At 36.8% G+C, this 12,342-nt stretch carries 10 protein-coding genes; all 10 read left to right on the top strand.

The genetic code is table 11. From position 1 onward, the window contains the following. Nucleotides 1–7 precede the first annotated feature (7 nt). On the top strand, nt 8–838 hold the full coding sequence (locus B5473_RS05605) for a hypothetical protein (protein ID WP_079524023.1): 831 nt from the start codon (nt 8–10) through the stop codon (nt 836–838). Further along, nucleotides 825–2,729 carry an ATPase, T2SS/T4P/T4SS family gene (locus B5473_RS05600; RefSeq protein ID WP_079524022.1) on the top strand — a complete coding sequence of 635 codons (1,905 nt, stop codon included), beginning with the start codon at nt 825–827 and terminating at the stop codon, nt 2,727–2,729. Before B5473_RS05605 ends, B5473_RS05600 begins: the two co-directional genes overlap by 14 nt. Next, nucleotides 2,726–4,783, top strand: coding sequence for a hypothetical protein (locus tag B5473_RS05595; RefSeq protein ID WP_079524021.1), 2,058 nt, complete (start codon nt 2,726–2,728; stop codon nt 4,781–4,783). The genes B5473_RS05600 and B5473_RS05595 overlap by 4 nt, the downstream gene beginning before the upstream one ends. A 76-nt stretch (nt 4,784–4,859) precedes the next feature. Further along, nucleotides 4,860–5,318 (top strand): hypothetical protein, encoded by a 459-nt coding sequence (locus tag B5473_RS05590; RefSeq protein ID WP_079524020.1) that lies wholly within the window; start codon nt 4,860–4,862, stop codon nt 5,316–5,318. A 54-nt stretch (nt 5,319–5,372) separates the two neighbouring features. Further along, nucleotides 5,373–5,741, top strand: coding sequence for a hypothetical protein (locus B5473_RS05585; RefSeq protein ID WP_079524019.1), 369 nt, complete (start codon nt 5,373–5,375; stop codon nt 5,739–5,741). Nucleotides 5,742–5,753: 12 nt separating this feature from the next. Then, entirely contained in the window at nt 5,754–6,317 is a 564-nt protein-coding gene (locus B5473_RS05580; protein ID WP_079524018.1) for a hypothetical protein, read from the top strand. Nucleotides 6,318–6,319: 2 nt separating this feature from the next. Then, nucleotides 6,320–7,315, top strand: a complete 996-nt coding sequence (locus B5473_RS05575; RefSeq protein ID WP_079524017.1) for a hypothetical protein — start codon at nt 6,320–6,322, stop codon at nt 7,313–7,315. A gap of 16 nt (nt 7,316–7,331) precedes the next feature. Next, nucleotides 7,332–7,925 (top strand): hypothetical protein, encoded by a 594-nt coding sequence (locus tag B5473_RS05570; protein WP_079524016.1) that lies wholly within the window; start codon nt 7,332–7,334, stop codon nt 7,923–7,925. Nucleotides 7,926–8,009: 84 nt separating this feature from the next. Then, nucleotides 8,010–9,122: an S-layer homology domain-containing protein gene (locus B5473_RS05565; RefSeq protein WP_079524015.1), complete on the top strand. Its 1,113-nt coding sequence runs from the start codon at nt 8,010–8,012 to the stop codon at nt 9,120–9,122. 5 nt (nt 9,123–9,127) lie between these two features. Continuing rightward, the gene (locus tag B5473_RS05560) at nt 9,128–12,334 is read left to right on the top strand and encodes a DUF5704 domain-containing protein (protein ID WP_176142025.1); all 3,207 of its coding nucleotides are present in this window, start codon (nt 9,128–9,130) and stop codon (nt 12,332–12,334) included. Nucleotides 12,335–12,342: the final 8 nt, after the last annotated feature.

Below are 12,342 nucleotides of genomic sequence, written 5' to 3'. Positions count from 1 at the left end.
CAAGTAGATGGGTAAAACGATTGTGAGCTGGAGCCCAATTCATGGACAAGGCGCTATCACATCGAATGTTGCAGCATTAGCAGCGTACTCAGCTTTAACATCCTCGAAACGTGCATTAATCACGCACACTCAACTAAATTATTCATCTTTAGAACTTTTATTCGGTAAGCAATTAGTTACTAGAGAAGGTTTTGAAGATGCGGGCATGGCTGCCCTTGAACGCTTAATTAAATCGAATTTATTAAAGCCAAACGCGGTTATGGATTATACCGAAACCATTTATGCAGATAAGCTCGATTTATTAGGCGGTTCAAATTTAGAGGATATTATAGATGACAAAACGTTGAAAGCGATTTTAAACATTACAAAAGATGCTTATGATCACATTTGGATCGATGCTCACAGTGGGCGTAACAGTGAACTAACAAGACTTATTTTAAGTAAAGCCGACTTAGTTATTGTAAACCTACCGCAGAATCGATTCGTGTTAGATCGCTTCTTTAATGGTATGGACTTCCCGGAAGAATTAAAAGGAAGAAACTACATTATCGTAATTAGCCAATATGATAAAAAATCGAGCTTTACAACTCGCAAAATTAAACGAATGTATAAAACGCAGGCGCCGATCTTCCAAATACCTTATTCCCAGCAATTTAAGGATGCCTGCAATACGTTAAATGTAACTGAATGGTTTTACCGATTACATAAATCGACTGTAAAAGATTCGGCTGCTTCAAACTTTCGTGATGAACTAGAAAACATTGTAAAGTACATTCATAAAACTCTAGCCGACGTTGACGCTGACGTTGAGGAAGGTGAAATGAATGATACAAACTAGCTCACTGAACCTTTTATTAATTATAGCGATTGGATTGTTCGCATTAGCCTTCATCTTTTTGAAGCTTACACAAGCTAGAAAAGAATCAGAAATTGCGAATAAAAAGAAATCGTACATTCCACAACAAGAATTAACAGTTGAGGAATTGAAAAACTACGTTAGTAAGAAAATGATTGATATTACTACGAAAAGCCTGTATTTAGACAACGTTACCGAAGAAGAATTTAAACGTAGTCAGAGTAGACGTAAAGAATTGAAAAATGCTTTAAAGAACTGTAATACAGGTGATCTTTCTGCTAAAACTTACGTGCGTGAGTACATTTACGACCTCTTGGTAAAAGATAAAAAAATCAATGAGGAATTAGTTGGGTTAGTCATTCCATTTGATAATTCAGCCGAAATGACAGCTCGTGAAAAATTTGAAACGATGCTGTATGTAAATGAAAAGAAACATGGTTACAAAGCGTTATCAGCTATCATTGCCCGTTATAAATGGGATGTTAAAAATGAAACTGGTAGCTATATCGTTACTGAGGACCACATTCACAATGCGTATAAGCAAGAAATGAAAAACCAAAAGCTTTCATATCAAGATAAGATGCGAATTGTTTCACAAGTCGTATATAGCCATTACAAAGGGTTTGGCCTTATCGATGAAATTCGAGATATGCAAATTGACGGTGTATCAGCTGGTGTAAGTGGTTATAAATCTCAAACAACAGTAAATGAAATTTCAGATGATGATTTCTTATCAATGGCAAAAAGTAAAGAAACCACATTTTCTAACCTACGTAGTATTTGGGTGATGAATAAAGGTAAAACAATTCACTTTGCTTTCCTTGAATTTGATTCGGAATCAGAGTTACGCCGAATTGTTACAAATGCTTATAAATACGGTTATCCGGGCCAACTTTCTGAAACAAATCCAGCCATCATTAATGAAATGGCTGACGGTTCACGTGTTACTGCTGCAAGACCTAAACTAACAGAATCATGGGCTGTATTCATTCGTAAAAAATATGAAGCTAAAAAACTAGGCTTACCGGATCTTTTCAAACAAGACAATTCACAGATTGCAATTGAATTACTTCGCCTACTAATGCGCAGTAAAAGAACAGTAGCCGTAACAGGGGCGCAGGGTTCTGGTAAAACAACGTTATTAATGGCTTTAATAGAGCACATTCATACAGAGTTAAAGCTTCGTATTCAAGAAACAAAATTCGAATTAAATCTACGTAACCTCTATCCGGGCCGAAATATTTTAAGTTTCCAAGAAACAGAAACGTATAGCGGTCAAGATGGATTGGATTTACAAAAGAAAACTGACGGTGACGTTACGGTGTTAGGGGAAGTAGCAACGGACCCTGTTGCTGCATGGATGATTCAAACATCACAGGTAGCTTCTGAATTTACACTATTTACTCACCATGCCAAAACATTTAAAGACCTGGTATTCGCTCTACGTAACTCATTATTAAAAACTGGTATGTTCAGTAACGAGCGTGTAGCCGAGCAACAAGTAATCAGTGTACTGGAGTTCGATGTTCATATGGTTCAAATTCATGCAACAGGTGAGCGTATTATCGAGCGTATTACTGAATGTGTGCCAATCGATCAAACAGATGAGCATTTAAAAATCTTAGATCGTTTGGACGGCTCAAAGGAGAAGGATGTACGAGCTTTAATTAGCCTCGCAACAACGTTCTTCCAGCAACAGACTCAAACACAGCAATTTAAAGAAAATACAATTCTTGAATATCGTGACGGTGCGTATGTCGCTGTTAATCCGATCTCTGAGGAACGTATGAAACGCATGATGCTTCATTTATCTAAAGAAGATGCTGAGGACTTTAAAGAGCTTATGAGTAAGTCATGGGGGCTTGCACTATGATTCTTTCGATATTGCTAATTGCTATCTTTGTTGGGTTGATAATCTACAGCATTACGCAATGTCAAAAGTTCTTTCAATTAAGAAATGAAAGAGCTGCAGTATTAGGTGAGAAAAAGGTACGTAATAAAAACTATTCAGTGAAGTTTACGGCCTTTGCGTTGAAAAGTTATAACTTCATCGAACGCATCCCTGTACTTCGCAGATTTCAAGCAAAGATTCGCAAAAAGCTTGAAACTTTAGCTGTATATGATGAATTCACTTTACGCAAAGAAGTAATGAAGATTATCTTCGCAATTTGTGCGTTAGTCGTAATCGTATTAGGGTTTCTCTTGGTAATACGACCATCATTTTTAGTTGCCTTTTGGGTATTTGTTGGGTTCCTATTATTATCAGGAATTTTAGTAGACTTCTTTATTTATAGAGTAGAGCGAAAGCTTTTAAAACAGTTAAAAGAATACATCAATCGCGTTCGCTTTTATTATCAATCTACGAAAATGGTAGACGAGGCAGTATTTGAAGCGATTCACGATGCAGGTAATGAAATGAAACATCACGCTGAGCGTATTGATAAAATCGTCAATAGCTTAGACGTGGAAAAAGAACTGGCTTTATATGAAGACGTAGCACCAACACGTTACTTACGGGTGTTTGCTGGACTTGCCGTACTTGTTAAAGAGCGCGGCGATAAAGTGACAGATGGAAAAAGCTCATTTTTAAATGGCTTAACCGCTATTAATAAAGAGCTAAATGCAGAAATATTATATCGCTCGCGTTTAAGCTATGCGATGCGTAACTTACCCTTACTAGCACTAATCCCAATTTTCTTTGCATTGCCTGTGAAAAATTGGACTGAGGGAAGTTTCCCAACAACAGAAGCCTTTTACGATTCTCGTATCGGTCTGTTTTCAGAAATTGGTGTGTATGGAATTAGTATTGCTTGTTACTTAATTTTACGTAAAATGCGTGAAATTTCAGAGAGCACAAAAGAATTTGTCCCAAATAAAGTTAAATGGGAGCGTTGGATTTTAACGAAAGTTAAAGGTGCGATGTTACTTTGTAAAGCATTTACGCCGAAAAAGTATTCACGTCGCTACAACGATACTGAACAGCTAATTAAAGATGCTAATGAATCTATTACGGTGTATGAACTTACATTACAAAAGATTGTTAGTGCTGTAATTATATTTATTCTTGCATTTGGTGTTTTTGCTTACTCACACGTAAGAGAAAAATCAGTTGCATTACAAGGTTCATTCGATGGTTCAATTTTCACCGAAACTTATACGGCAAAAGAATCTGCCTTGTTACAACAACAAACAGATTACGACCGAGAAGTAATTGAAAACATTAGTAAGGCAAAGGTGCTACCAACCGAAGAAGAAATTGTCCTTGCTATTGCAGACCAACTTGAACTAGATCCATCAGACGAGGAAGTTTTAAAAACATACAATCGTATTATGGATAAATACGTTAAGTACTCGAATGCGTACTTAAAATGGTATGAAGTTTTATTAGCGATAATCTTTGCTTACATAGCTTATCAGTTGCCTGCAATTATATTAGGCTTCAAAAAACGAGCACGATTAAAGCTTATGGAACGCGAAGTATACCAATTATTAATGCTTATTTCTATCTTAAAAGACTTTGACGGAATGAGTGTAGCGGGAATACTTCAATGGTTAGAACGATTCTCTATTGCATTTAAACGTTCGCTAGAAATTGCTATCGAGGAATTTGATAGTGGACCAGAGGAAGCATTAGAAAAGTTAGGCGAAACAAATACGTTCGAGCCATTCGTACAGATTGTAGAGCGTTTAAAACTTACATTAATTCGCTTATCAATTGCAGAAGCATTTGAAGATATAGACGTTGAAAGAGAATATTACCTAGAAGAACGTAAGGAAGATCAAACACGCGAGATTGCAGAGAAAACTCAAATGGGCTCTTTCCTTGGTCTGGCACCAATGATTTCATTAATTTTCATCTATTTAATATTCCCGATTATCTATATCGCTGTAACAAATTCAAACCAAATGATGGAGTTGTTACATTAATTTATTAATTTGTGGGTGGGTCCACTTATTATAAAAAATAAAAAAAATAAAACGAAAAGAAAGAAGGAATTTCAAAATGTCAGAAACAACAGCAACCGCGCTCAAATTTGCAGCGGGAATCATCTTAGCAATCGTGTTAGTAGGTATCTCAATCATGGTATTCACACCTGCAGCAGATTCAGCAAAATCAGTAACAAACGATTTCACAAATAATACAACAGAATTACAAGATCAAAAATACTTAATGTATGACAATACAGTGGTTTCAGGTTCACAGGTTATCAACGCTATCCGTAAATTTAAAGGTCAAGAAGGCGAAATCGGTGTAGAAGTAACAACTGGCAAATCTACAAAATGGTACTTAGCAAACTTCACTGGTGACGAACTGACTAAGGTAGATACGGATTTATTAAATGCTACAACAAACACACATGCAGATTACATCAATCCAAGTGGCATGTTCGATGCAGAAATTGAGCGTGATTCAAATGGAGTTATCCGCGCGATTAAGTTTAATCAACAAAAACAAAATTAATCCTTTTTTACGAAAGGGGGAATGGGGGCTGCTTAGCGCGGCTCCCAACCTTTTATGAATAAAACAGTAAGTGAAGCGATTTGGTTTGCCCTAGCAACTTTAACATTTAGTCTAGCTCTAGCTTATGCATTGACGCCATTATTTCAAATACAAAAAGAGTTTGAAATTTCTCCTGGTACGGAAGGTTCTGTATATGTAAAACAAACTGAAATTCCAGAAGCGCCCCTATTTACAGGTGCACAAATAATCAGCTCAATTTATAAGCTAGATTTTGACGAAACAACTGTAAATGTGGACGGGAACGTGTTTGAGCGACAAACAGATTTAAAAACAAAGCAATCAATTATTCTACCGTATGCAAAGTACAAACAAACCATTCAATATTCAGGATCAGGTACACGTATTAATTACACAATGCAATAAGGAGTGACATAAATGCCAAATGCCATAAGTAAGATATTCGCGGTCATATTAGCCGCTCTCGTTATGTTTTACTTTGTAACGTATCAGCAATACAAGAAACAAGAAGACCTCGCTTATATACATACATATCAAGAAGTGACAAAGTTTGTAGATTCTATTCGTTTAAAGGGCTACATTACACCGAAAGAATGGGAAGAATTTGAGCTTGGGCTACACCAAGGAAGTAATGTACTATACGACATTGAATTAGTACATGAACAAAAGAAGTACCAACCTGTTTATACGAACGCAACGGCTATTGAACCGGCAAAATTTACAGGTAAATATGAAGTGCAATATGACGAGTATTTTAAAGAGCAATTATTCGAAGTTTTATATGATGAATCCGTTCCTTATAATCAACGCATGTACAAATTGCAAAAGGACGATTACTTTACTGTAACAGTTCAAAATAAAACGAAATTCCAGTCTACTATGCTACTTAGTATGCTAACAGGTGGGAAAGCAGGCACAAATGATACAACGATTTATTTCCCATATGGCGGGATGATTTTGAACGAAGATTGGAATGATTAATTATGAAGTTAAGCCATTACATTATTTTGTTCCTTGTTATATTCACTGTGCCATTGCTGTATGTAGAGTTCAAATATAGCTACGCTAAAGAAACAACAGAACTAAACCATAAATTCGAATTAAATATGACGACAGCAGCACAAGACGCCATTAACATATTGCGTGTCAATGCGATTCCACACATTGAAAATGGTTATGATTCTTATAAAATTCTGCCTACGGACTTCCAACCTGCGTATGAAGCGTTTGTAAAAACTCTCGCTAAAAACTTTGGATCAACTGATAAATACACAATTAACCGTATGGAACATTACATACCTGTTTTCGCTATCGTTGATTTCGATGGTCTTATGTTAAACGTTTATCAAGAGAAAAAAGATGCTCAGGGTAATAAAGTTGCCGAGCGAACTTGGCTACCTAAAGTTCCATTTGTTTATCGTGATGAAGAAGGAAACATTATCAACTTTACGGTTGACGATGATTTAGTCGTGTACGATGTACAATTACAGGAATGGGTAGAGGGTACGCGTCAGGAATTATTAAAGGATTCATTACTGACAATCGATTTTTTAGAAGATGCGGAAAAATTTGAAAAAGTACGTCGCCAAACAATTGTAGATACAGTTCAAGAGCAAATCGCGTATTACATTAATGAACATAACGTATATGCGAAGCAATTAGACGTTACTTATACATTTGCACTACCGCTTATCGACAATGAAGAATGGTACAACACCGTCGATGATATTTCGATTCTAGCTTTCTTCCAGGGTTATCCGTCGAAGTTTGATAGCTATGAATATCAAAAATATGCCTTTGTTGGCTCACGTATTAACTACACTGACCGTATTTACGCGGGCATGGTTGGCGGAGAGCATAAATTCTGGCGTTCATCCTGTGAGGTAGCGGCAACGCCTACCGAAGTATTTAGTTCAAAGAAAGATGCAGCAGCGCGCGGTTATCAAGAGCTTTCATGCTTAAATCCGGCTGTTCAATAAAAAGGAAGTGGATTATATGGGAGAATTGAAAATTGAAAAACTGCGGGTCAATATTCCGTTAGGTAAAATAACCACAAAACTTCAAGCGTCTATATATAGGAAGAAAGACGGTGAGTTTGTTAAGAGCAAGGACTTCATCAAAATAAATACAACATTAAATTTATTCGGTGTAGAAGATGGTATTTGGGCCAATATTGGTGAAGGTCGATATGTTACTGAATTAAATAGTAGTCATTATGATATTAGCTACGGTCTAGTAACAGCTTTAACCGATTCGGTCCAAACTTGTTCCCGAAATGGTTTCATCATCAGGAAGATTAAAAGCGGTACTAGATTAAAGGTAAGAGATATGTGTCGCCTTAACGAAACTGAAATTCTTTATAAAGTAGGTGATAAAGAATACATCCATAGTTCAATGCCGATTACATTCGTAATGGGGGAAATGCTCATACAGGAAGACGGCTTATGCCATTTAGAAAATGATTATGTATTACGTGCAACTAAAGGTGAAATTTTGCCCTATATGAACGTACGACAAAATGAAGTGCAATTGTTGACGGGTGATTGGGTCAATCCACACTCAATTAATGCGAAATTGCTACTGGACTAGTTCCCTAGCTTTTTTGATTGATTACAAAAGAGTTGTTATTATGACGATATAACAAATACAACTTACTTCTTGGAGGAAACAATTATGAAAAACAAATTATTATTATCAGCAATCGCATTATCAATCGCAACACCGGCAATCGTAATGCCGATCGGTGGAACAACTCACGAAGTTGAAGCTGCTACATATAAGAAAATATTTAAAGACGTTACAACGAAAAATGTAAACTACGACATTATTCATTCAATGGCTGCAGAAAGAATTATTAAAGGTTATGACGATAATACATTCCGAGGCGGAAATGCCATTACACGTTATCAAGTGGCAACTTTAGTCTATCGCTATATGGGTGAAAAATTACCGGTGGTTAAACCTAACGTGAAAATCCCAAGTGATGTAACACCTAAGAGTGATCACTACGATGCAGCTGTCGCTTTATTAAAAGCTGACTTATTAAAACCGGATGCTAACGGTAAGTTAAACCCGAATAAGCCGATTAGCCGAGCGGAAATGGCAAAAATCCTAGTTGTAGGTTTTGATGTGAAAATCAAAGCACAATACGACTTTGCTGACACAATTGAGGGTGACGCGGAAACACGCGACTATGTACGAGCTCTTTATTCGAATGGTATTACAACAGGTTATTTAGAGGATGCTACGTTCCGTCCTGCAGAATCATTAACACGTCAACAATTCGCGGTATTTATGCACCGTTCAATTAATATTGATCCAAACTTTGAGGCAAAACCAATTGAAATACCTAAAGAAGAGGGAGTTATTGAAATCCCAACGACTGGCTATAATCCTTATGAATTGAGCTTAGAAAAAACGCCAGCTTCTGAATATGAAAAGTACAGTGATAAATATTCAGATATTAAAACAGATAAGTTAAAATCACCAAAAGTAGGTAATTTTTCAGCAGAGGAATTATATAATTTTCAATCGCAACAATTATCAATGTATAAAGAATATTTAAAGGCGGATAAAAATTTAGGTGTACCATCAACATCTTTACAAGAAATATTTGTTGAGGCTTTTGCAAAAAGCGAAGGTATTACAACAGGTGAAATGGTGAAAATCTTAAATTATGTTCAAAGTACCGGTGCGGTTTATAAAGGTAATAAAATGGCCATCTACTATAAGTTTTCAGATATTAATAATGCTTATTCATTCTACCTGGTAGAGAGAACTAGATAATGTATATGAGTTATAGTTCTCTTAGAAAAACAGGAATAGCATTATGTATTTTATTCCTGTTTATATCTACCTTATTAATTCCAAATGTGGTAGAAGCGGACGAGTGGTCAAACGCCTATGATTATTTAATTCCTGCACCTTCTCAATCTGTAACCTATGAAATAATTGAAGAAAACGGAAAACAGTTAAAAAGGTACTCCATTAAAGGTATACGTTTAGACGACAATCCTAAAATTTTTAGTACTCCATATGGTAAAGAGTCGATTTATGATATTTATACTCGAAATCCAAATGCAGTAGGAACTTATATTCAAGAACTGTACACTAAATACTCTTTTAACGACCCATCAATTAAACAACATACAGGTTGGGCTCTTGACTTCAAAAAATATCAAGGTTCATCATGGGGAGATTCTCTACCTGCAAGTACCACTAATGGGTATATCAACGAATGGTACTCTTTAGATGAAGTGAAAAATGGCTTAGCTGAAATGGAGCATTTGTTTGATGCAGATTTAAAAGCAAAACTAGCATCAATGAATAAAAGTGAAAAGGTACTAAAAACAACATCTGATTCAAGAGACGCACGTATTCGTAAATGGCAACTACCAGTTGGTGGTCTTTATAGTCCAGAATCAGGCAAAACCAATCCTCAAACGGGGAATATGTTTATTTTGTACTATGATAATGAAGTATTCCTTGATGTTACTTTACAAGTAGATGTTGAATGTAAGGAAGACTGTGGACCACCTCCAACACCACCACCAACTACGGGCGGTGTATGTACAATTGATTTTAGTGCTTCAAATGCTTCATCAATGAACCGGAGTTATTTACAAGCATCACCGAATGGCTCAATTTATTCAAGTACAGGCGAATTTGATGCCGTACAAGGTATTCCAACATCGGAAAACTTAACTGTTGAGGCAAGTACTGAAGAATATCTATTTGACCAACAATTCCAACAAAAGTCCGGTAAAGTTACATATAGCGGCATTAACGCCAAAAAGGAAGTAACATTAAAGTGGACGGAAGAAAAAATAACAGGTACAGGGAAAGATCAAAAAAAGGAAAATATACCGAAAAGTGAAAAGGTAACCGTTGAGACTACTGTAAACGGTATTCAACGTAATTTCTCTTACTGGGAATCACCTAGATACGATGTGTGGAAAGCTGCTTCTGCAGACTTTACAAACTACGCATTACCGAATGGTTCTCAAAATGTTCCTGTTTCCCTGTCAGTGACGGCAAATGCTAGACATAGTAGCGTTATAGAAAATCATGTATTCCCTAAACCATGTCCTGAAATCGTTTTACCTGCTACTACAGTAGATGGAGGTAAAACAAAACCATCACCGCCGGACATCTCAGGTGAAGCAAAAGGAGCGGCCGAAGCGGCTATTGGTCAACCAGATGTGAAAAATGATTCAGTTACATTTAAAGGTAGTACTTTAATGTCGGATGCCATGACAACATCAAATGGTCCGACGCCATCGAACACACCAATGCCTAGTCGTGTAACAGCAAAACGTAGTAATTTAACGATTGATCGAACAAAAACAAACTATTTCCGCGCTCCAAGTACAGGACGATTTAATTATAGTTTAGTGTTCTCTTTGGGCGGCGCATCTAATAAGAGTTTTAATTTTGGAGTTAATGATGTAACGGTACATACACCGACAGTTATTTATGCATCAACTTCTGACGACAAAGAGCATGACCAACGAATTAATCCGCCATTACGTTCAACGCCGGTTAATTCAGATACAGAAATAGCGGCATTAATTTTAGACCGTCAATTTACTGTTAAGATGCCAACAACAGGACAGCATCGAAATATACCTGGTTATGGCAAACGTGATTATCAAAAATGGATTAAAGAGAAAATGGTGAAATTCCCATTCGATGTTTATTCTGAAACAAAACAAAGCTATTACCCTGCTAATACGTGGATTAAAGTACCTGTAGATATGCAGGAGGCAAAATTCTATATGCCTGTTTGGGTAACGGAAGGACGCTATAAAGTAGAATTTAAGGCTATCGCGGAAAACGCACCTGCTAGTAACGGTATGGAAGAAAAAGAAGCCAATAAGACGATTCCAAATGGCAACGTTGAAGGGCATCCATCAGCCGCGCATACAGCAACAGATTCATTAACAGTCGATGTTGTAGGTCGCTTATATGACTTACAAATTACCGATGTAACGGATCACAATTGGCAGTACATGTTTAGACAGCTTGATAACTTAACACCGACTGGCAACAAATTCAATGTTGGCTTGAAAAACATTGACGGTGCTGTTAGAGGAAATGTTGAGCGATTCACTTTACCTTTATCACACGCAAGCAACACGAACGGTTTAATTAACAATGCTGTTAAATTAGGTTATACGTTCAAATTCGATGTGAAAACAAAAGGTGATATGCAATCCAATACAGACGCGATTCGCATTAAGCCAACGTTCTTCTTTGTAAGTAACGATGGACGCAATCGCCAGGAAGTAGATTTATATTACAACGATAACCGCAACATTTTTGTAAAAGTTGGCTCAACAGAGGACAACATTTATCGTGAAGTCGCGTTAAATGAAACAAGTCGCTTTGTGCCAAACAATGAGCTAACAAACAATGCCTACCAATACTTTGATAATGCAGAGCGTTACGGATTAAAAGAAATTGCACAAGATTATTTCCGTACAGGCTTTGCTACTCACTATATGAGAAAAATGTCTAAAGAAGCGGTGCAAACTGGACCTTACGCTTGGCAATTACTCAATTGGAAACTTCGCACTTTCCGAGGACCAAATGAAAATGTGGTCGGAGCATCAGCTACGATGGTTCCGAAACCAGACTTAGTAACTAAAGAGCAAACGTGGTACGGCGAGTACAGCTTACCATCAAAGACATATGCAATCCCGAAAGGTTCTAATTTAGCAACAGTAGGGGCAGTTGACGATACACATAGTATTTTCCTTAAAAATGGCTACATTGTCGTAAACTTCGATGTGCAAACGATCAATGAGGGCGACACAGCGAATCCTTATTTAAGCTATACAAAAGCTAAATACATGAGTCAATGGCGCATGGAAGGTGGAAAAACGCAATTTACTGACGGCTACGGTTACGATTTCGCAGTTAATGAAGGCGATATGATTTACTATCATGCCAATCAGTCAGTTGAACTCGATTTTTCATCTAGCGTTACTCATTAATAGTACAG

The organism is Solibacillus isronensis, from assembly GCF_900168685.1.
Classification (GTDB): Bacteria; Bacillota; Bacilli; order Bacillales_A; family Planococcaceae; genus Solibacillus; species Solibacillus isronensis_A.
This window is presented reverse-complemented; position numbering and strand designations above follow the sequence as displayed.

Bases quoted from the DNA above. Each gene is read 5' to 3' on its own strand.
- B5473_RS05600 (WP_079524022.1), top strand. From the start codon at position 825: ATGATACAAACTAGCTCACTGAACCTTTTATTAATTATAGCGATTGGA.
- B5473_RS05605 (WP_079524023.1), top strand. From the start codon at position 8: ATGGGTAAAACGATTGTGAGCTGGAGCCCAATTCATGGACAAGGCGCT.
- B5473_RS05575 (WP_079524017.1), top strand. From the start codon at position 6,320: ATGAAGTTAAGCCATTACATTATTTTGTTCCTTGTTATATTCACTGTG.
- B5473_RS05570 (WP_079524016.1), top strand. From the start codon at position 7,332: ATGGGAGAATTGAAAATTGAAAAACTGCGGGTCAATATTCCGTTAGGT.
- B5473_RS05560 (WP_176142025.1), top strand. From the start codon at position 9,128: ATGAGTTATAGTTCTCTTAGAAAAACAGGAATAGCATTATGTATTTTA.
- B5473_RS05565 (WP_079524015.1), top strand. From the start codon at position 8,010: ATGAAAAACAAATTATTATTATCAGCAATCGCATTATCAATCGCAACA.
- B5473_RS05580 (WP_079524018.1), top strand. From the start codon at position 5,754: ATGCCAAATGCCATAAGTAAGATATTCGCGGTCATATTAGCCGCTCTC.
- B5473_RS05590 (WP_079524020.1), top strand. From the start codon at position 4,860: ATGTCAGAAACAACAGCAACCGCGCTCAAATTTGCAGCGGGAATCATC.
- B5473_RS05585 (WP_079524019.1), top strand. From the start codon at position 5,373: ATGAATAAAACAGTAAGTGAAGCGATTTGGTTTGCCCTAGCAACTTTA.
- B5473_RS05595 (WP_079524021.1), top strand. From the start codon at position 2,726: ATGATTCTTTCGATATTGCTAATTGCTATCTTTGTTGGGTTGATAATC.